The organism is Pseudoalteromonas sp. SiA1 (assembly GCF_018732205.1).
Lineage (GTDB): Bacteria > Pseudomonadota > Gammaproteobacteria > Enterobacterales > Alteromonadaceae > Pseudoalteromonas > Pseudoalteromonas tetraodonis.
In genome coordinates this window covers 2,502,423-2,522,958 of sequence record NZ_CP076084.1, presented here as the reverse complement: position 1 = coordinate 2,522,958, position 20,536 = coordinate 2,502,423, and the positions used below count along the sequence as shown (strand labels likewise).

Below are 20,536 nucleotides of genomic sequence, written 5' to 3'. Positions count from 1 at the left end.
CTTTCGGTAATCTTCTGCTTTTAAGTTTTTGATTAATAGTATTTTTTATTATGCACAGGCGTTAAAGGCCTGTGCAATTTGGAAAACAAAAATTAAATATTAAGCGTTGTTTATTAATTTTTGTCTTTATTTTCAATTTGTGGGTCGGCGCTTTCATAGGCTTTACCATTGCACTCAACATTAAATATTAAACACACAGTGCCATTATTTTCATCTGTGTCTGTGATGGTGATTGATTGGCCATCATCATTGATTTCTGATTTAAAATCACCAGCACAGTCGCCTTCTTTATCAGTGATAGTGGCTCCGGTGAATAAAAAACCTTTAGCAAGTGTTGCTTCATTTAAGCTATAAATACCTGCGGTTTCAGTTCTGACAACGCCACCGCCAGAGACTTCTTTGTTATCTTTAAAGTATGTAAAATTGGCGTTGTCGTTACTGTCTAATTCAATATTTACAGTAAAGTTAATTTGTTCTTGAGAGCTATCCATATTATTTCCTTTTGTATTCGTGGTTATAGTTTAAAGTGAGTAATGCCTAATTTAACTAGACTTGCTTTTATTTTGGGGATTTCGTTTGCTCTATTTAAGCAGGTGTATGCCTGTAACAGCGGGTGCGTTACGTGAACGCTTTGGTTTATTTTTACTGTTTCAGCAATGGCTTTAAGCGCATTTAAGCAAAATTGCTCTCGCTGTACGGTATTTTCAGCTAATTTAGCTTTAAGTAAATTTATATTCGTAAAGTCTACATTATCACCACTCTTTGCTTTATTAGCTATGTACTGTTGGTAGCTTGTATCACTTTCAAGGGCTGTTAAAAACTCATATGCTTTAAGTGGTGACTGTCTATCAATAAAGTACTGTATAAGGATCAATTGAGTATTAATTGCAAAGTTATTTTTAAAGTCCTGCACTTTCAAAAAGTTAATAATATCCTTAACTCGGTTATCAATGTTTTTATTAGGTGAAAGCATTAGCTGGTGGGCTAAAAAACGATAATAAGAATGTTGAATGTCTTTACTTTTTGGATCTTGCAATCGTGCGGTATTAACTGTTTTTGTGGCTTGCTGTGCTTTTTTGTAGGCTGGTTGTTTATTTGGCAGGTAGCTCAAAAGGTAGCTTTGTTGAATATAAGTATAAGCTAAACTGCTTGATAAACTGGCATCATCTGGATATTCAATTAATAAACTTTTTAACTCATTAGATGCATTTTCATACATGGTTAATGCGGCATTAAAGTTACCTAGCCTTTCTTCTGTCTTTGCCAGCCAACTGATGGTATCGGCTTTATCGCGCAGTAAGTTTTTGTTGCTGGGTTTAAGCTCAAGGGCTTCATTTTTAAGGGCGAGCGACTTTGTAAAGCGTTGTTTCGCGGCAGTGTAGTTAAATTGCTTTAAATACAAAGAGCCCAGCGAATTATGCGAATACGATAGCTCCATAATCGAGTTAAAACCATTCGGTGCTAATGAATACATTTTCTCGCTGTAGGCATGATATTTTTTAAATAATGGCTCAGTAGCAGCGTAATCACTTTTATCATAATGAAGCTGACCGAGCCAAAAGGCATTGGCACCGGCAAGCGTTAATAGCTCTAAATTATCTGGTTGTATTTTTAATAGTGCTTCAAGGCGAATGCGGGCGTTTTCAAAGGCAGTGAAGGCCTCAATGGTTTTACCGCGAGAATAGGCCACTTCGCCCATAGCCTCAAGAGTTTGTGCATATTGAAAGCGGTTGTTAAATTCGGCTTTTTGGTCGTTAAAACTAAAAAGAGAGCTGGGCTCATCTGCTTGATTGGTAAAATACTCAAGTGCTTTATTACTAATGCCATCGAGCAAATCCATACGCTTAACGCTGCGCAGTTTATCGGCAAAGTCACCGACCATAAAGCCAAGTAGGCTTTCGGCCTCTTGGCGCTTTTGCTGTGCAAGTTGCTGCGCTTGAAAACTGGTAACACTCATAAATAGGGCAACACAGGTAAGTAAGCAAAGCAGAGCGACCGTGCCGCGTTTTATGATTATTTTTGTTTTACTGTGTTTAAGAGAGCTGGTTATAAGCGCGCGTTCGTCATTGTCTAGTTTGAATATATTGTCGTTTAATAACGTGAGCGCTTCTTGCAATGGTTTACCCGGTGCTAATAGGTAAGCGCTACTTTTATGTTCATTAAGCCACTGTTGCGTGTGGTGGTGCAAACGGCTTTTAATAGCAAGGGCGTCTTTATGATCGTTTATCCACTGTTTGGCACGTGGCCATTGGCGTAATAATGCCTCGTGGGCAAGGCTAAAGCAGGCTTCTTGGTTTTGTAAGTGCGATACAAATAAGCGACTGTCGACCATGGCTTGTACAAGCTCTTTTTGGCTGGTGTTGGTTAATGCTTGTAAGCGGGCCGCACGGCTAGTAATGGTTTTACCATCTGGGTTTAGCGTCACTAACTGCGATAATACGCTTTTTAGTTGCTGTTGTTGTTTTGCGCTCAGCCCAATAAAAACATCTTCTGCCTTTTTACCAATAGCGCCTTCAATACCGCCGAGTTTTTCATACACGCTGTGCAATAACTCATTATTTTCACTGCGCTGTAAATACAGCTCTTGCAGTGTGTATTGCAACATGGGCAGGGCATCAGGGTTGTTGGCGGTATCTGCAAAGAGTATTTCATCCAGCGGAGTTTTGGTTTGCGGGTCGTGTGAGAACGTTAAATTAGCGGTTAATGCCGGCAAGCGAATAATTTGTTGTAGTTCCTGGCGGTTGGGCGGGGTTAAATCATAATGGGCGCCGTTCGCTTTTGCGGCCATAAGGCTGGGTTGCTCTACCACTAAAGGGTAAAAGTCGTTACGACACGCACTAAATACGATCACCGCTTTAGAGGTGGCTAAACGTTCAATAATCGATAAAAAATGACTTCGGGTGTTGGGACTAAATAGTGGCGATGAAAGCAGCACCTCTAAGCGGTCTATAAACAAAAAAAACTGCGGTGTGTTTAGCTTTGTATTTGCCTTACTGATTGCAGTTTGTAACGTGTTTATCGCTTCGTCAATTGTGTGCTCTAATTGCTGCGCCAGTATTTGCGAGCTTAATCCTTCAAATACGGGGTGTTGGTTTATATCCCAATCAAGCATGGCAGAGGCTAAATCTAAATAGAGCCTAGTTTGATGCACATCTGCAAAGTCGAGCTGAGTGTATGAAACAACGCCAATACCATCATAACCACGCTCATCAAGTAGCTTTGGTAAAATACCCGCATTGACTAACGACGATTTACCCGTACCACTTGGGCCAAGTATTAAGCAAAAAGCACGGCCAGATTTTACTTGGTTTGATACGTTTTCGAGTAAGGTGGTGATGGCTTGGTTACGACCAAAAAATAAATGAGTATCGGTTGGGTTATACGCACTTAAGCCTAAAAAAGGAGAACCGCCTTGCCACGTGTTTACAGGGCTTGATGTATCTTCTGCAAATGGAAACTCAAGTTTTGCAATAATACGGTAGCCGCGTTTACGAATGGTTTCTATGTATAGCGGGGAGCTTGCCTTATCACCCAATGCTTTTCGCAGTTGTGTGATGGTTTTATGCAGTGGGTTATCGCCTACTTCAATGTTTTGCCAGCACTGATTGAGTAACTCGTCACTGGTGACCATATCGCCTTTTTGTAAGCACAGATATAATAATACATCCATTGCTTTAGGTTCTAATTGCGTTACTTTTTCAGCACATTGTATACAATTGCTGGCAGGCGTTACCTGCCAGTCGCCTAAATAAAAAGGTGATTGATGCATAAGGACTCGTTATTATTTTATTTGTAAGCACGCTTAATTAATTTAATATGATTTAAAATCATATTAAGGTTTTTATTTATTTTAGGTCGCTTTTATTAAGCGTAACAATGCGTTGTGGAAACGGAATTTCAATATTGGCATCGTTAATCGCTTTATACACACCGCCATTTATAGCGAGTTTAGTTTCAATAATTTTAGTGGTGGGCACCCAATAACGATAACTAATGGTGACGCCGCTATCAGCAAAACGTTCTATACCAATTTGTGCATTAGGGTGTTTAGCTACGAGTTCATGATTGACTAATACGTTTTCAATAAGGCTTATCGCAGTATCACTACAGGCACTGTAGGCTATGTCTATTTCACCTTTTACCAGTGAATAATTAAATGAGTTATGCAGAATTTCGCCAACAATATGTTTGTTAGGAATGGTTATTTCTACTTTTTCTTCATTAATTAATATGGTGTGCCCCAGCTCAATTACTTTTACTTGGCCACTAACGCCTTTTACTTCTATGGTATCGCCAACCACAAATGGCCGCGTAGCAATAATGGCAAGCCCCGCGCCATAATTAGAAAGCATACCTTGTAACGCTAAGCCTGCGCCTAATGAGGCGGCACCTATTGCAGCTACAAATGGGGTCACACTAATGCCAATTTTACCAAGCGCAATAATGATCACCATAATGATCAGCAGTACTTTTACAACATTACTGACAAAATTAGTCAGGGTGATATCAATGTTGTGGCGGGTCATTAAGTTTGCGACAACTTCGGCGAGCTTTTTAGCGACCCACAGGCCAACGAGTAGAATAAAAATAGCGCCCACTATTTGCATACTGTAGGTAACTAAATACTCGGTAAGCAGGGCGTAGTACTTTTCAAATTGCTGAATTTCGGAACTGATCATGCTGGGCTCTATTTTTAGCGATACTGTTATCTGCTTACTATAACAAAGTGTTAACTAAAATTGGATATAATAGTGGTACTATCACTGCGGTTAATAATGCACTGAGTGCCATAGCCACTGATGAAAATGCGCCTATTTTTGGGTGTTCGGCAATAGCTGCCGCCGTACCAATTGCATGGCACGCGGTACCGATTGCAATTCCTTGTGCCTCAAAGTTATAAATCTTAACTAATTTGAGTAACATAAAGCCAAACAAAGCCCCCAATAAACCAATAAAAATAACCATGGCAGCGGCAAGTGAGCTAATTCCTCCTAATGAGTCAGTAACCAGCAGTGTGATAGGGGTTGTTACACTGAGTGCCGCAACAGAGGCGCTCAATTGTGAGGGCACAGCAAATAAAATACTTAATACAAAAGCCACTAGTGTGGCGTTAACAATACCTATACTGCAAGTAGCGACAATTAATAGTAAGTTTTTACGTACGTGCATAAATTGCTGATAAAGCGGCAAGGCTAAAGCAACTATGGCCGGCTCTAATAGCCAACTTAGTAACTGACTATGTGAGGCAAATTGTGAATAGGGTAATTTAAGGTTGACTAACAGTAGGGCAATAATGCCAATGCTTAAAAAAACAGGGTTGGTTAATGACTTTAAAATACTCTGGTTTATTTTAAGATTAACCGCTCTTAGTGCAATAAAGAGAATAATAATAAATGGCACGGTTAACCACCATAGGCTGGGGGTTATGCTGGTGGTTAAGTTAGTCATTATTAGCTCTGCCTTTAAAATAGCCCACTAGGCTTGCCACTAAAATTAAACTACTGAGTGGGACTAATAAGATGACCGCAGTTAAGAAAGGCCAATGTGATTTAATTAGCCCTAAATGTTCTATAAAACCGACGCCTGCAGGAATAAAGAAAATAGGCATTACATTCAAAATAGGTGATGCGCAGGGAGCGAGTTGATGTTCTTTAACTATGCCCAATAACAGTAACGTTAGCAGCAAAACCATGGCGAGTAGAGGAGCAGGAAAACTTGCATCAAGAAGATGCATAATGAATTTGCTTGTTGCCAAGCACAATAAAATAATTGCGCTACTTAGTAGGTATTTCATTAATTTGGCTCACTAGAATAGAAGAGCCTAACTTTAACAAATAACGCTGTTTTATGCATTGTGCCTTAGTATTACCATCAATGTTACCAGCGCTTGGCGTTTGTAAACTCAATATCAGCTTTCCCTTTAGCTTTAGCAATGGCTTTTTTAGTATTAGGGTTGATCAGTAAGCGAATTTGGCTCCATGTTTCTTTAGCGAGTATTTTTCGAGCAGGGGCTTTATAGCTTTGTTGAGTTACACGCTTTACTGCGGCTAATGTGTCAGGTGAGCGCGCTAGCAGTGTATCAAGCATCTCTTTAGTTGCTTTATCTGTATCGTCGGTTGTTTTGGTTACTAAACCTAGTTCAAAAGCATGTTGTGCGTTTATTGGATTTGCGTGACTTGCTAACCAGAGCGCTTGGTCGCGTTTTACTAAGCCTGAAAGCATAACATTAGCGCCCATATCTGGGCATAACCCCCAGCGCGCTTCCATAATGGCGAGTTTGGCATCGTGGTGAACAATCCGGTAATCGGCACCCAGTGCTATTTGCAATCCACCCCCAAGGCAATTTCCGTTTATTTTGGCAATAACAGGCACACTCAATGATTGCCAACCAAGTACTACTTTTTGCGCTAAATTTTGATTACCAGGAAGCCATTTAAATAGGAGTTTTATAATATTCATTGGCGAGGCCATAACCGCGTTAATATCAAGCCCTGCACAAAAGTGTTCGCCTTCACCGGTTAATACAACCGCACGAATATTGGCATCTTTTTTAATATTTTTAATCACCTTGTTAAGCTCAATAAACATAGTAAAGCTTAAGGCATTTTGTTTTTCTACTCGATTTAATGTGACGGTGGCAATGCCCTGTTTTTTTTCTAGTTTTATCATCTTGCACTCCTCTGACCTGTTACTTGAGCTTATGTTTTTATTTGTGCTAAGTAAAGTGGGTGAAGATGAATAAAAAACAAAGTGAATTTTTTAATGCAATTGCGGTCTGTTATCTTTCAAGGCAAATTTAATCTTGAAAGGCCAACAGACCCTAATGCTAACCAATCCATTAATATCTATAAGTATTAGGTAAAAGCAAAAAAGTCAGTATTTAACGTGTTTTTTTTATCAAAACACTAACAACTTTTGATATTATGGCGCCAACTTAAAAGCTCAGAGGTTAACCACTCATGTCAGGTCCACGTTTATTTACGGTAGAAGAAGCAACCCATCAAGCTTATGATATTTTTTTGGAGCTGGCTCCCAACAACCTGAGTGATAAAGATGTTGAAGAATTTAACCTGCATCGTGAAGAACTTGGCTTTATTGAAGAAGATGAGCCCGATGAACAGTGGCAAGATTTTGTTGCACTAGAAATAGAGCCTGAGCATTTTATTCAAGTATTAGTTGGGCTTGAATTTGAAAGTGAAGACGTTTTATTTGCGAAAATATTAATTAGCCGTGATAAAGACGCGCCTTTTTGCCATATTTTATGGAAAGAAAGTGAATAACTTTTTCGGCCCCTTTTCATTATTACCATTTGCAAGAGAATGTATTTTGCGAAAGTACGTTGTATTACTGCTTTTATTATTTAGCTCCTACAGCTGGGCAGTGGATCCCTTTGAAGATTTTCATCAATATGGGGAGCTCTCCGATGAAGAAATTCATGAGCTACACAAAGGCGAAGTACTTTATGGTGATACCGAGTTTGGTTTTATTTTAAGTAAAGGTAATACCAACTCAACCAGTTTTAAACTCAAAGGTAATCTTTACCAAGATTTTGAAAACTGGCGTAATCAATTCAAAATAGATTCCTTATACAAACGTGACGAAAATGAAGAAACGGGCCAGTCGGATGTTACGGCTAATCGCGTGTTTGTTTCTGCGCAGGGTAACTATAAAGTTGGTGTTAAAAATTCGTCGTTCTTTATTTATGGTGATTATGAAGAGGATGAATTTAGCGGTCTGGATTTTAAAAGTACGGTGGCAACCGGCTATGGTGCACGTATTTATCAAGGGGTTAAAAACAAAGTAGATATAGATATTGGCCCTGGTTTATATCGCTCCGTTGCTGATGATGAGTCAACAATAAGCGAAGACGATAAAGACAAAATGGGTTACTTGTTACGTATTGCCATGCAATGGGAGCGATTAGTATCTAAGCGCACCCGATTTAATCAAGACATTAGTATAGAGCAGTCTTTATCTGGGCTTAACTCACGGTTAAAGTCAGAAACCGCCTTAATTAGCCAAGTGGTTGGGGCTGTATCGCTCAAGTTTGCTTATATGTACCGTTATAACTCTAAGCCTGAAGAAGATAAGCTTAAATATGATTCAGAGCTCAGCGCAACGTTAGTATACAGTTTTTAACTTTTTAATTGAGAGTGTTATGTATCAGCATAAGCAGTATGCGGTATTTATATTTGTAGTATTGGCATGGATAGGTGGGTTTGTTGCACTTGCATGGAATTTAATGGGTGCCGATGTGCCGTTAATGGTATTTGCAGGTATTTTATTGCTGGTGGGTTTTTTATTTCATGGTTTAACCATTAAAGTTGATGAAGCCCATATTAGCTGGGCATTTGGTCCAGGCGTTGCGGGTCAAAAATTAGCACTAGAGGACATAGTTGACGTAAAAGCAGTACAAAACTCATACCGTCACGGTATTGGTATTCGCATTACGCATGATGGTTGGATTTATTCAGTATCAGGCTTTAGTGCCGTGCAATTAACGCTTAAAGATGGCAGCCAATACCGTATAGGCACTAATGACCAAGCCGGATTAGTTGCTGCGCTTGAAGATAAAATAACCCCTGGCGAAGCAGCAGCAGAGCCTCAAGTTAAATTACGTACGCATAATAATATGCTATAAAAAAAGCGCCTGAGGCGCTTTTTTTATTACTGGATTAGGGTTTAGTGGTCGTGACCACAACCGCCTTCACCATGTACATGGCCATGCTCGAGCTCTTCAGCCGTTGCATCGCGTACTTCTAAAATCTCTACATCAAAATTGAGCGTAATACCAGCGAGTGGGTTGTTACCATCAACAATCACTTCTTCGTCTTGAATATCGATGATCATGACTGACTGGTCGCCGTCATCGGTGGTTGCACGAAATTGCATGCCCACTTCAATGTCCATGCCTTCAAACATTGATTTTGGCACGGCTTGCATTAGGTGATCATGACGTTCACCGTAACCTTCTTCAGGTTCAACTTTTACACTTAGTGTATCGCCAGCTTGTTTGCCTTGCAGCGCGTTTTCAAGTCCTGAGATAAGGTAACCCGTACCAACGATAAAAATTAATGGCTCACCGCCAAATGAGTTATCAATGGTATTGCCGTCATTATCTAGTACAGAGTAATGCATTTTTACCACTTTATTTGCTGCAACGATCATAGTCATTCCTATTATTCATCTTCAAGAGAGTAAGGTAGAGGCAGAATGTTTAGCTCTACCGAAGGGGTATGTTTTGCACGAAGAACCTGAGCGGTGTCAGTATCGTTTGGCAACACAACTAAGCCAGTTAAAGTGTGTGTTTTTTCATTAAAGCTTTGCGCAATAAGTTTGCCCGCGCGGCGCCAGTTTTCACCTAACTGGGTTTCGATATCGGGTGCATCGAGCAATCCTTCACTTTGCCCTGTAACGATATACATGGCACGTTTATTTTTACCTAAGTATTTCATACGTGCGACGGTTTCTTGGCCGGTGTAGCAACCTTTTTTAAAACTGATGCCATTGATGGCTTGAAGGTTAACCATTTGCGGCACATACTCATCAATTGCATCAACGCTTAACTGAGGCTCACCAGCTAGCAGTGAGGCCTGTTGCCACATAGCGTCGTTGTCGAGGGTAGATACTTCATCAGGTAAGCAAAATTGGCTATCAACCATAAGTAAAACGCGGTTTGGCGCAAGTTTAAGGGCTTTGCCGTTAGCAAAGTCGCATGCTGTGGCATCGTCACTAAAGTGAATATCAAGTTGCGTAAGCAAATCAGTTAGGTCATCACCTAATAAACCAATTAATCGCTCTGGGGCTTTATTAATTTCAACTTTTGCAAATACAGCGTATTTTTTTAACTCAGCCAGTGAGCGTTCTACTTCAGCACTTGATCCGGTTAAATAATAGTTTTGCTGGTAAGAAAATAGCTTAAATACACCCCACAGCTTACCTTTTGCGCTACAGTGACCTGTCCACAAAAAGTTGTTGTTGTTGATTTTATTGAGATCTTGAGTGATTTGTCCGTGTAGGTAAGATAATTTATCTGTGCCTGAGAGGCTAATAACCTGATGTGATAAAGGACATGCATAAACCAGAGACATAAACACCTTCTTTGCAATAACAAATGAAACCACATAATAACGTAGTTAAAGCCGATGGTACAGCCACCAACAAGCGTTGTTTTTTTATAATTTAGTGCTGTTAAATTAACGCGCATTTGTTAAACTCGAATTAATTAAATATGAGGTTTAAAATGGTTGAAATACATAGTAAAGCACGTATCCGTTGGGCTTGCCGCCGTGGCATGTTAGAACTAGATGTTTTGTTTATGCCGTTTGTTGAAGAAGCTTATGATTCGTTAGATGCTAAACAGCAGGCGACTTTTCAGCGCTTATTAACACAAGAAGACCCAGATTTATTTGCTTGGTTTATGGGCCATGAAAAATGTAAAGACGTTGAGCTAAACAGTATGGTTGAGCTAATTTTAGACCGAGTTCGTGTATAGGTTTACCGTCACAGATAATCAGACAGACCACAAACAGATTGTGGTCTTTTTTTGTGTGCTAACTTTAATATTATGCTTATTTACCACTTCTATTTTGGCAACTCTTTTTTGCATTGCGCTTAATATCGTTGCTGGCATTATCGTTTGGCGAAAAATCGTGGCTGCTCAGCCAGAGCAGGGCGTTATATTATTAGAGCCAAATCAATTTCGTTTTGAGAATGAAAAGCTGCTAATTCAAGGGGTTATTGGTAAGCAAAGCCGATTACTTGGTCGCAGTGTGTGGTTGTATATTAATGGCTTTAGTGAAAACTATTGGCTGATTATCTCAGCCAATAGTGTTGATGAGCAAAGCTACACGCGTTTAAAACGGGCAACACTTGCGGCAATTAATTGCGCTTTGGAGTCAAAATAGTTGGCGTTGGATTTTCGTTTTGCTCTGGGTAGTCAATGGTAAAGTGCAGTCCGCGACTTTCTTTACGTTCCATAGCACTTCTAATTATAAGCTCGGCTACTTGAACTAAGTTACGTAACTCAAGTAAGTTATTACTCACTCTAAAGTTCGCGTAGTAATCGTGGATTTCTTGCTGTAATAGTTCAACACGATGAAGCGCGCGTTCAAGTCGTTTGGTTGAGCGCACAATCCCAACATAGTCCCACATAAATAATCGCAGCTCATGCCAGTTATGGGTGATCACGATTTCTTCATCTGAGTTAGATACGCGGCTTTCATCCCAACTAGGTAACTCAACCAGTGCAGGAGCGGTCTCTATTTTACTCAAAATGTCTTTTGCTGCTGCATGGGCAAATACAATGCACTCTAATAATGAGTTACTTGCCATACGGTTAGCACCGTGCAGCCCAGTGTAAGCCACTTCACCCACAGCGTATAAATTAGCTAAGTCGGTTTTGCCATTAAAGTCGGTCATAACGCCGCCACAGGTATAATGCGCAGCAGGGACAACAGGAATTGCCTCCTTGGTGATATCAAGCCCTACGCTTAAACATTTGGCGTAAATCGTTGGGAAGTGTTCAATAATAAAATCTTTGTCTTTGTGGCTAATATCTAAATATAAGCAATTTGCACCAAGGCGCTTCATTTCAAAATCGATAGCGCGCGCGACTATGTCGCGCGGGGCGAGTTCTTCTCGCTCATCAAACTCTTTCATGAATCGCGTGCCATCTGGGCGTTTTAAATAGGCTCCCTCACCACGCATTGCTTCGGTAATTAAAAAGTTTTGCAACTCAGGGTGATAAAGACTGGTTGGATGAAATTGATTAAATTCCATATTAGCAACGCGACACCCTGCACGCCATGCCATGGCAATACCATCACCGCTAGAAACATCAGGGTTAGAGGTATAAAGGTATACTTTACTTGCGCCACCCGTTGCTAGGGCAACAAATTTTGCGCCAATTGTTTCTACTTTTTTGGCTTTTTTATTCCACACATACATGCCATGAACATGTGAACCCGTTTTGCCAATACTTTTATCGGTAATTAAATCAATCGCGTTGTAATGCTCTAACAAGGTGATATTGCTGTGCGCTTGAACTTGGCTAATCAAGGTTGTTTGCACAGCTTTACCTGTAGCATCGGCTGCATGCAAAATGCGTCGGTGGCTATGCCCACCTTCACGAGTTAAATGAAAGCGCTCTTTACCTTTGCTATCAAACTCCATATCAAAAGGCACGCCTTGGTCAATCAGCCATTGCAGGCAGTCATGAGCATTGCTGGCAGTATAATGAACCGCCTCTCTGTCGCATAAACCGCCACCGGCGTCTAAGGTATCTTCAACGTGAGACTCTATACTGTCATTTTTTTTATCAAAAACAGCGGCAATTCCGCCTTGGGCATAAAGAGTAGAACCTTCGGTTAATTCACCTTTACTAATTACGGTAACGTTACAGTAATTAGCCAAAGATAAAGCAAGTGATAAGCCTGCTGCGCCGCTACCAATAATAGCGACATCGGTAATGTGATGTTTATTTTGGTTCATCTGTGAGGTACTTTGCGGTTACAATGCTCAGATAGAGCAATATTTATTTTTAATACTTATAGTTGTACCATATTTGTAGCACTACCACGAAGTGGTTTTAGCGTATAAATACGTAATTTTTTAGCTATTTTATAAAAAAACAATATGAAGCAGAACTTTTTATTCATCTAAGGGTCAGAGTAGGTGTGAACAATGGCGACACTATGAATAATAAGCAAGAATCAATCAGAGGAGTACCGGCTCGAATGAGCGAGCAGGAATTAGATTTAGCGTTAGTGAAAAGGGTTCAGCAGGGAGATAAAAACGCCTTTAACCTATTAGTTAAGAAGTATCAGAACAAGATTGCCGGTTTGATCTCACGTTATGTATCAAATCAGGGTGACATTGCTGATGTAGCACAAGAGGCGTTTATTAAAGCGTATCGTGCCCTTCCTAATTTTCGTGGTGACAGTGCTTTTTATACTTGGCTTTACCGTATCGCCGTTAATTGTGCTAAAAATTACTTAGTGGCTCAAGGGCGTAAACCGCCAGCAAATGATATAGATGCTGACGATGCCGAGTTTTATGAGGGTGCTGATTCAATGCGTTCAAACGCATCACCTGAAAATTTACTATTAAGCGAAGAAGTACGCGCTGTTATTTTTAATACGATTGATAGTTTGCCTGAAGATCTTAAAACCGCGATTACCCTTAGAGAAATTGAGGGGATGAGCTATGAAGAAATAGCCGTGGTGATGGATTGCCCAGTCGGGACGGTGCGTTCGCGTATTTTTCGTGCCCGTGAAGCAATTGATAACAAATTAAACCCATTAATAGGCGAGTCTTAGTATGACAAAAGCACACGTTAACCGCTTAGATAACGAATCGTTATCAGCATTACTTGACGGTGAGCAAGCATTAAATGATGCCGAGATTGCATCTGCTGATGTAGCTACATTTGGCCGTTACGCGTTAATCGGTGATGCAATGCGAGCTAAAGAAAACAACAAAAATATGGATTTTGATATTAGCGATCGCATTTCGTTAGCACTTGATAGTGAGCCGGTTTATGCAGACTTTAGCCAGTCTGAAAGTGTGGCAAAGTCGGTAAATACTGAAGCCGATAATAAAATCGTGGCGTTTAATTGGCGCAAGCCGGTTGCGCAGTTAGCAATTGCAGCTAGTGTGGCAATGTTTACTATTGTTGGCGTGAACACCTTGCCGCAAGGTGAAGATGCTGTGCAAAACGAAATTCCTTTATTACAAACCACGCCGTTAACCGGCATGGCATCGCCAGTGAGTTATTCATCAGCACCGGCGCTAGAGAACGCAGAGCAAGGCTTACGAGAGCTTCAACAGCAACGTATTGGCGCTCTAGTACTTGAACACCAGCGTCAAGCACGTGTGGCTCATTCGTTGAAAACTGCGAAAACAGATGAAACGTCGCAAGAGGAAAAAAACTAATTAGATGAAAGTAATAACTTTTGTTATGTCGTTGGTGTTAAGTTTTAATGCTTTTGCCAATGACACAAACCCCGCTAAAGATTTACTGCTTGAAATGGCCAGTGCAGTTCATACACGTAATTTTGATGCCTCTTTTGTTGTTGTTAAAGGCAAAAGTATGGAGCCCTACCGTTGGGTGCATGCTAAACAGGGGGACGTTGAGCTTGAGCATTTGAGTTTACTCAACGGTGCTGGCCTTGAAATGATCCGCATTGACAACCAAGTTACCTATTTTGAGCCACAATCAGAGCCGTATTCATTAACAACCGACTCAATTGCCGGCCCTATTCCTGAAGTGCTTTTTAAAGATATTAACCGCTTAAGTGCGCATTATGATTTTGTGCTTGGTGGTAAAGGCCGTATTGCTGGGCGTCCCGCGCAATTAGTTCGAATTGAATCTAAAAACGAAGACAAATACAACTATTGGATATGGATTGATACTGAGTCGTCGTTATTATTAAAAGCGGCGTATGTTAATCATCAAGGTGAAGCGCTTGAGCAATTACAGCTCACTCATATTAGCGTGACTGAGCAACCGGCAAACTTATTATTAGAAGTGCTTAATCGTAACTTTCCAACCCCATTACCTGCCAATTCAATTGATGAACAAACTAAAGCGAATGCCATGAATTGGACTATTGGCTGGTTACCTGAGGGGTTTGAATTACTTAAGTCAGACAGGCATAAGCTCGACTTAAATAATGAATTAACAGACTATTATTTATTTTCTGATGGGTTTGTTGAAGTATCTGTGTTTGTACAACGACCACTACCGGGTAAGCGTTTAAGCGGTGCCCTCACCTCAGGGGCAACTACGATTTATGTACACAACGGCGGAAATTTTGATGTCTCTGTGGTGGGAAACATTCCAACCATGAGTGCCAAAGCCATTGCTGAGTCTGTATCGCGGGCATTATAAGTAACTAAACTATGATTGAACAAACGTTAACCGTCGTGGCCCTTAGTGGCCACGTTGCGCATTTAGAAGCCCAACAAAAACAGGCCTGTGAAGGCTGTAATGGACGTTGTGGCTCACAAGTGTTTAGTAAGTTATTTGGTACCGCCAAAAAAACATTACCTTATAAATTTGAAACACAGTTAGAAATAGGCCAAAAAGTAACTTTGTCATTGGATGATAGCCATGTTGTAAAGCATGCCTTTGCAGTTTACATGCTGCCTTTGTTTTTGAGTTTAATATTCGCTTTAATAGCCAGTGAATTGATATTGTTAGCCGAAGGCTGGCAAATTTTAGCCGCGATATTGGGTGGGATCACCGGCTTTTTAATTGCTAAAACATGGGTGAAATCATTAAGACATGAGATAAAAGTGATAAAAATTCATCCAATTAGCCTCCCTTTAACTCAAATAGATGGTGATTGACGCCAATTAAATGTAAAATTGCGTTTTTATGCCACAGTAACTTGAAAATACACAGCAAGTATTTTCAAGTTATTTAGGCATATGACCTTAGTCCTTTAAAATAGAAGTTTAGAATCCAGTTTATGAAGCATATCCGTAATTTTTCGATCATCGCCCACATTGACCATGGTAAATCGACCCTTTCTGACCGTTTGATCCAAGTTTGTGGTGGTTTAACCGACCGTGAAATGCAGAAGCAAGTTCTGGATTCAATGGATATTGAACGTGAACGTGGCATTACCATCAAGGCACAAAGTGTAACCTTAAATTATAAAGCGAATGATGGTGAAACTTACCAACTTAACTTTATCGACACCCCTGGGCACGTTGACTTTACCTATGAAGTATCGCGTTCGTTAGCGGCTTGTGAAGGGGCACTGCTCGTTGTTGATGCTGGTCAAGGCGTAGAAGCGCAAACATTAGCAAACTGTTACACCGCCATTGAAATGGACTTAGAAGTTATACCGGTACTTAATAAAATTGATTTACCGCAAGCTGATCCATTACGTGTAGCCGAAGAAATTGAAGACATTATTGGTATTGATGCCCTTGATGCGGTGCAATGTAGCGCCAAAACAGGTGTAGGTATTGCTGAAGTACTTGAAATGATCGTTAAAGATGTACCGCCACCAGTTGGTGATAAAGACGCGCCATTACAAGCGCTAATTATCGATTCTTGGTTTGACCCGTACCAAGGCGTTGTATCGCTAGTGCGTATCAAACATGGCGAACTTCGCGCGGGCGACAAAATTAAAATCATGTCAAACGAAAACGTACATACCGCAGATCATGTGGGGATTTTTACGCCTAAACAAACTAACACCGGTGTTTTACGCACTGGTGAAGTAGGCTTTGTTATTGCTGGTATCAAAGAAATACATGGTGCACCGGTGGGTGATACCATTACTCATCAAAAAAATGCGGCACCACTGCGCTTACCTGGTTTTCAAAAAATTAAGCCGCAAGTTTATGCGGGTATGTTCCCAATAGCCTCTGATGATTACGAGTCATTCCGCGATGCCCTTAACAAACTTAGCTTAAACGATGCCTCGTTATTCTTTGAACCAGAAAATTCAACTGCGTTAGGGTTTGGTTTCCGTTGTGGATTCTTGGGCATGTTACACATGGAAATTATCCAAGAGCGTTTAGAGCGTGAATACGACATTGATTTAATCACCACGGCACCAACGGTTATTTACGAGGTGGTAACTAAAGAGGGCACGACGCAAATTGATAACCCGTCTGATCTTCCACCAGTTAACGATATTTTAGAGATACGTGAGCCGGTTGTAGAAGCTAATATTTTAGTTCCACAAGAGTACTTAGGCAGCGTAATCACCTTATGTGTTGATAAGCGCGGTATGCAAACTAAAATGAGTTATCACGGTAAGCAAGTTGCAGTAACGTATGAACTGCCAATGGCTGAAGTGGTAATGGACTTCTTTGATAAGCTAAAATCAACAAGCCGTGGTTTTGCCTCGCTTGATTATAACTTTAAGCATTTCCAAACTTCAGACATGGTACGTGTAGATATACTTATCAATGGCGAGCGTGTGGATGCATTGGCTATCATTGTTCACCGCGACAGCGCACAATCACGTGGTCGACAGCTTGCTGATGCGTTAAAAGAACTTATACCACGTCAAATGTTTGATATTGCGATTCAGGCAGCAATTGGTCAACATGTAATCGCCCGAACAACTGTTAAGCAACTACGTAAAAACGTAATCGCTAAATGTTACGGTGGTGACGTGAGCCGTAAGAAGAAATTACTTCAAAAACAAAAAGATGGTAAAAAGCGAATGAAGCAACTTGGTAACGTTGAAGTGCCTCAAGAAGCGTTCTTAGCCATTTTGAAAGTTGGTAAATAAAAATAAAGGATAATAAATGGCTGGCTACTTTTCAGTTTTATTGGTGTTGTTAACTTTAGGCTCAGGTCTAATATGGTTAGTAGATCACTTAATGTTTGCCCCTAAAAGGCAGGAACGTTTAGCAATTGCTCAAACTTCTGCCGGTGGTCAACTTGATGAAGAAACCGCAGCATTGATTGCGCCTGAGCCAATGATTACTGAAACAGCAAAGTCGATTTTTCCGATGATTGCTGCTATCACTATTTTTAGATCATTTATTTTTGAGCCGTTTCAGATCCCATCGGGTTCAATGATGCCCACCTTATTAGTGGGTGATTTTATTTTAGTGCAAAAGTATTCTTATGGGATTAAAGACCCAGTATGGCGCAGCCAATTAGTGGATGTAAGCGAACCAGAGCGTGGCGATATTGTTGTTTTTAAATACCCGTTAGATGAGAGAGTGGACTATATTAAACGTGCTATAGGTTTACCTGGCGATAAAATTGTTTATCGTGATAAGCGTTTATATATTCAACCAAAATGTGAAGAAGGCGAAGTTCAAAAGGGCGCACTTCTTTGTAATGAATTCAATAAAATTGATTTTAAATTAATTAATGATAATGAATTTAAGCAAGGCCCAATGGATTTAGCGCGTTTAAATGAAGATTTAACCACGACTAACCATGACATTTTAATCAACCCAAAATCGCCTGAACGTAAGGGGCGTTACTACCAGCAATTGGGCACACCTGCGGATGAATGGGTGGTTCCAGCTGATCATTACTTTATGATGGGTGATAATCGCGATAACAGCCAAGATAGTCGCTTTTGGGGCTTTGTACCAAAAGAAAACTTGGTGGGTAAAGCTGTCTTTATATGGATGAGTTTTGAATTTGATAATGGCCCAGATGACATTTTACCAGGATGGGTTCCAACTGGTGTTCGTTTTGAACGCCTAGGTAATATTCAGTAACAATGAAAAAAAATGTAACAGAGTTATACAAAAGAATTGGCTACACATTTGCTGATCAAGGGTTACTTGAGCAAGCAATGACGCATCGCAGCCACAAAGGTCAACATAACGAGCGACTCGAATTTTTGGGTGACTCAATTTTGAGCTTTGTCATTGCCAATGCACTGTACGCTAAATTTCCTAAAGCACGCGAAGGCGATTTAAGCCGCATGCGTTCGACTTTAGTTCGCGGCCAGACGTTAGCTGAATTTGGCCTTGAATTTGAGCTTGGTGATTACCTACGCTTAGGTCCTGGCGAACTAAAAAGTGGTGGTTTTAGACGCGAGTCAACCCTAGCGGATGCAGTTGAAGCTATTATTGGCGCTGTATTTTTAGATTCAGACATAGATCGCTGCGGCGAGCTTATTTTAGCGTGGTATGAATCACGTTTAGATGCTATTTCACCAGGGCTTAACCAAAAAGATCCTAAGACCCTGCTGCAAGAGTATTTGCAAGCTCGTAAGCTATCATTACCAGGCTACACCGTAGTTGATACTAAAGGTCAGGCACACAATCAAACATTCACGGTTGAATGTATCGTTGATGGAATGGATAGCATTATTTCTGTTGGCAGCTCACGGCGTAAAGCCGAACAAAAAGCGGCCGAAAAAGCATTGAAGATACTTAAAAATGAATCTTGATACCTTAATACAGCCTCATGAAGGCGAAATAGACACATTTTGTGGCATGGTTGCGATTGTTGGTCGTCCTAATGTGGGTAAATCAACACTGCTTAATGAAATTATTGAGCAAAAAGTCAGTATTACCTCACGTAAGCCACAAACCACGCGCCACCGTATTATGGGTATTCATACTGAGGGTAAGCACCAAGCTGTGTACGTCGATACCCCAGGCCTGCACGTTGAAGAAAAGCGTGCTATTAACCGTTTAATGAACCGTGCAGCGTCTAGCTCAATTGGTGATGTTGAGCTGATCATTTTTGTGGTTGAAGGCACTCATTGGAATGCCGATGACGACATGGTACTTAACAAAGTAAGCCAAAGTGGCAAGCCGGTATTGTTAGTTATTAACAAAATTGACCAAGTGAAAGATCGCGACCTTGTACTTCCACATATGAAGTTTTTAGGCGATAAGTTTGATTTTGTTGGTATTATGCCCGTATCTGCGACTCAGGGTAAAAACATTAACCTGATCAAAGAAGAAGTGACTAAGCGCTTACCACCGTGCGAATTTTATTTTCCTGATGACTACGTAACTGACCGCTCAATGCGCTTTATGGCGGCTGAAGTTATCCGTGAAAAGCTAATGCGCTTTATGGGTGAAGAGTTACCGTATTCAGTGACTGTGGAAATAGAGCAGTTTAAATGGCAAGAAAACGGTATTTGGCATATTAATGGCCTGATACTAGTTGAGCGTGAAACGCAAAAGCGCATGGTAATTGGTAACAAAGGCGAAAAGCTAAAAGTAATCGGCCGTGAAGCGCGTAAAGACTTAGAGGAAATGCTTGAAAATAAAGTGTTTTTAGAACTGTGGGTTAAAGTTAAATCGGGCTGGGCTGACGATGAGCGTGCCTTAAGAAGCTTAGGTTACGGTGAAGATTAACATTTTATACGCAGCATAATTTATGGACAGCGATTTCTATAAAGCTTATTTATTACATCGGCGTCCATATAGCGACTCGCAAGTAATGCTCGATATGCTAGTAGAAGGCGTTGGCCAGCTTAGAATGCTCGCACGAGTTAGTGGCCGCCAGGCCACTAAATACAAAGCCCAACTCCAACCATTTCAAGCCTTACTCGTCCATTACAATGGCAAATACGATTTAAAGTACATCAATAAATTTGAGCTTCATGGTAATCCGTTATTTTTAACCGGTGATAAGCTTTACTGTGGCTTTTATTTAAATGAATTAACCAACCGAATTGTGCCGATTAATGAACCCATTGATCAGGTTTTTCAACTTTATAAAACTCACCTAGAAAACCTTAATAGCAGGACTGACATGCAAGCAGTGCTTCGCTCTTATGAGTTTCAATTGCTAGAGCTACTAGGCTATGGGGTTGATTTTAGTTTTGATGCGGATGGTGAGCCAATTGATGACACGCAAACGTATAGCTACTTTGCAGAAGTGGGCTTTGCTGTGCAACACGACTCGCGTTCTGGGTTTACTGGTTCACAACTCAATGCCATAGCAAATCATGACTTTAGCCAAGCGGATGTGTTATATATGGCAAAGCAATTAAGTCGTTATTTATTAAAACCATTGTTGGGCAACAAGCCATTAAAAAGTCGTGAATTATTTACGGCCTCTCAATAAACA

Annotated in this window: 23 protein-coding genes; 14 read left to right on the top strand and 9 right to left on the bottom strand. The window is 40.6% G+C overall.

The genetic code is table 11. The features are described 5' to 3' along the window. Positions 1–113: 113 nt before the first annotated feature. The 6 genes from KK487_RS11735 to KK487_RS11710 all read right to left on the bottom strand — a co-directional run bounded on the left by KK487_RS11735 (position 114) and on the right by KK487_RS11710 (position 6,669). Entirely contained in the window at positions 114–491 is a 378-nt protein-coding gene (locus KK487_RS11735) for a DP-EP family protein (RefSeq protein ID WP_016899671.1), read from the bottom strand. Positions 492–514: 23 nt separating this feature from the next. After that, positions 515–3,769, bottom strand: a complete 3,255-nt coding sequence (locus KK487_RS11730; RefSeq protein WP_138764417.1) for an nSTAND1 domain-containing NTPase — start codon at positions 3,767–3,769, stop codon at positions 515–517. A 76-nt stretch (positions 3,770–3,845) separates the two neighbouring features. Further along, a complete protein-coding gene (locus KK487_RS11725) occupies positions 3,846–4,679 on the bottom strand; it encodes a mechanosensitive ion channel family protein (RefSeq protein ID WP_016899673.1) in 834 nt (277 codons plus the stop codon). 37 nt (positions 4,680–4,716) lie between these two features. Next, positions 4,717–5,448 carry an LrgB family protein gene (locus tag KK487_RS11720; protein WP_016899674.1) on the bottom strand — a complete coding sequence of 244 codons (732 nt, stop codon included), beginning with the start codon at positions 5,446–5,448 and terminating at the stop codon, positions 4,717–4,719. Next, positions 5,441–5,794 (bottom strand): CidA/LrgA family protein, encoded by a 354-nt coding sequence (locus tag KK487_RS11715; protein WP_013465649.1) that lies wholly within the window; start codon positions 5,792–5,794, stop codon positions 5,441–5,443. Before KK487_RS11715 ends, KK487_RS11720 begins: the two co-directional genes overlap by 8 nt. 83 nt (positions 5,795–5,877) lie before the next feature. After that, positions 5,878–6,669 (bottom strand): crotonase/enoyl-CoA hydratase family protein, encoded by a 792-nt coding sequence (locus KK487_RS11710; protein WP_138764416.1) that lies wholly within the window; start codon positions 6,667–6,669, stop codon positions 5,878–5,880. A gap of 290 nt (positions 6,670–6,959) precedes the next feature. Here KK487_RS11710 and KK487_RS11705 point away from each other — a divergent pair, with 290 nt between their 5' ends. From KK487_RS11705 to KK487_RS11695, 3 genes are read left to right on the top strand one after another with little or no spacing between them, the layout of a single operon-like run. After that, complete coding sequence (locus KK487_RS11705) at positions 6,960–7,280, top strand: HI1450 family dsDNA-mimic protein (protein WP_016899676.1); 321 nt, start codon at positions 6,960–6,962, stop codon at positions 7,278–7,280. Positions 7,281–7,326: 46 nt separating this feature from the next. Continuing rightward, complete coding sequence (locus KK487_RS11700) at positions 7,327–8,139, top strand: DUF481 domain-containing protein (protein ID WP_013465645.1); 813 nt, start codon at positions 7,327–7,329, stop codon at positions 8,137–8,139. A gap of 19 nt (positions 8,140–8,158) precedes the next feature. After that, on the top strand, positions 8,159–8,641 hold the full coding sequence (locus tag KK487_RS11695) for a hypothetical protein (RefSeq protein WP_138764415.1): 483 nt from the start codon (positions 8,159–8,161) through the stop codon (positions 8,639–8,641). Between the two features lie 41 nt (positions 8,642–8,682). Here the strand turns inward: KK487_RS11695 and KK487_RS11690 are convergent, their stop codons facing one another. Both KK487_RS11690 and ygfZ read right to left on the bottom strand, forming a co-directional pair. Further along, positions 8,683–9,168, bottom strand: coding sequence for an FKBP-type peptidyl-prolyl cis-trans isomerase (locus tag KK487_RS11690; RefSeq protein ID WP_013465643.1), 486 nt, complete (start codon positions 9,166–9,168; stop codon positions 8,683–8,685). An 11-nt stretch (positions 9,169–9,179) separates the two neighbouring features. Next, positions 9,180–10,091 (bottom strand): CAF17-like 4Fe-4S cluster assembly/insertion protein YgfZ, encoded by a 912-nt coding sequence (ygfZ, locus tag KK487_RS11685; RefSeq protein WP_016899678.1) that lies wholly within the window; start codon positions 10,089–10,091, stop codon positions 9,180–9,182. 152 nt (positions 10,092–10,243) lie between these two features. Between ygfZ and KK487_RS11680 the strand changes: the two genes are divergently transcribed. Both KK487_RS11680 and KK487_RS11675 read left to right on the top strand, forming a co-directional pair. Then, the gene (locus KK487_RS11680; protein ID WP_013465640.1) at positions 10,244–10,495 is read left to right on the top strand and encodes an FAD assembly factor SdhE; all 252 of its coding nucleotides are present in this window, start codon (positions 10,244–10,246) and stop codon (positions 10,493–10,495) included. A 55-nt stretch (positions 10,496–10,550) separates the two neighbouring features. Then, positions 10,551–10,907: a hypothetical protein gene (locus KK487_RS11675; protein WP_016899679.1), complete on the top strand. Its 357-nt coding sequence runs from the start codon at positions 10,551–10,553 to the stop codon at positions 10,905–10,907. On the opposite strand, the gene nadB is transcribed toward KK487_RS11675, so the two are convergent. Beyond that, positions 10,882–12,492 (bottom strand): L-aspartate oxidase, encoded by a 1,611-nt coding sequence (nadB, locus tag KK487_RS11670; protein WP_013465638.1) that lies wholly within the window; start codon positions 12,490–12,492, stop codon positions 10,882–10,884. The genes KK487_RS11675 and nadB overlap by 26 nt on opposite strands. A 245-nt stretch (positions 12,493–12,737) precedes the next feature. Between nadB and rpoE the strand changes: the two genes are divergently transcribed. The 9 genes from rpoE (at position 12,738) to recO (ending at position 20,533) form a co-directional block, all read left to right on the top strand. Continuing rightward, a complete protein-coding gene (gene rpoE / locus KK487_RS11665; RefSeq protein ID WP_010387792.1) occupies positions 12,738–13,319 on the top strand; it encodes an RNA polymerase sigma factor RpoE in 582 nt (193 codons plus the stop codon). Between the two features lies 1 nt (position 13,320). After that, the gene (locus tag KK487_RS11660) at positions 13,321–13,935 is read left to right on the top strand and encodes a sigma-E factor negative regulatory protein (protein WP_064663060.1); all 615 of its coding nucleotides are present in this window, start codon (positions 13,321–13,323) and stop codon (positions 13,933–13,935) included. Positions 13,936–13,939: 4 nt separating this feature from the next. Next, positions 13,940–14,893 (top strand): MucB/RseB C-terminal domain-containing protein, encoded by a 954-nt coding sequence (locus KK487_RS11655; protein ID WP_016899682.1) that lies wholly within the window; start codon positions 13,940–13,942, stop codon positions 14,891–14,893. Between the two features lie 11 nt (positions 14,894–14,904). Next, positions 14,905–15,354, top strand: a complete 450-nt coding sequence (locus KK487_RS11650; RefSeq protein ID WP_013465635.1) for a SoxR reducing system RseC family protein — start codon at positions 14,905–14,907, stop codon at positions 15,352–15,354. A 122-nt stretch (positions 15,355–15,476) separates the two neighbouring features. Beyond that, positions 15,477–17,264 (top strand): translation elongation factor 4, encoded by a 1,788-nt coding sequence (gene lepA, locus KK487_RS11645; protein WP_013465634.1) that lies wholly within the window; start codon positions 15,477–15,479, stop codon positions 17,262–17,264. A gap of 16 nt (positions 17,265–17,280) precedes the next feature. Continuing rightward, the gene (lepB, locus tag KK487_RS11640) at positions 17,281–18,216 is read left to right on the top strand and encodes a signal peptidase I (RefSeq protein ID WP_138686845.1); all 936 of its coding nucleotides are present in this window, start codon (positions 17,281–17,283) and stop codon (positions 18,214–18,216) included. A 2-nt stretch (positions 18,217–18,218) separates the two neighbouring features. Next, positions 18,219–18,896 carry a ribonuclease III gene (gene rnc, locus KK487_RS11635; RefSeq protein WP_008466504.1) on the top strand — a complete coding sequence of 226 codons (678 nt, stop codon included), beginning with the start codon at positions 18,219–18,221 and terminating at the stop codon, positions 18,894–18,896. Further along, the gene (era, locus tag KK487_RS11630) at positions 18,886–19,818 is read left to right on the top strand and encodes a GTPase Era (protein ID WP_013465632.1); all 933 of its coding nucleotides are present in this window, start codon (positions 18,886–18,888) and stop codon (positions 19,816–19,818) included. The genes rnc and era overlap by 11 nt, the downstream gene beginning before the upstream one ends. Before the next feature lie 22 nt (positions 19,819–19,840). Beyond that, positions 19,841–20,533 carry a DNA repair protein RecO gene (recO, locus tag KK487_RS11625; RefSeq protein WP_128583130.1) on the top strand — a complete coding sequence of 231 codons (693 nt, stop codon included), beginning with the start codon at positions 19,841–19,843 and terminating at the stop codon, positions 20,531–20,533. Positions 20,534–20,536: the final 3 nt, after the last annotated feature.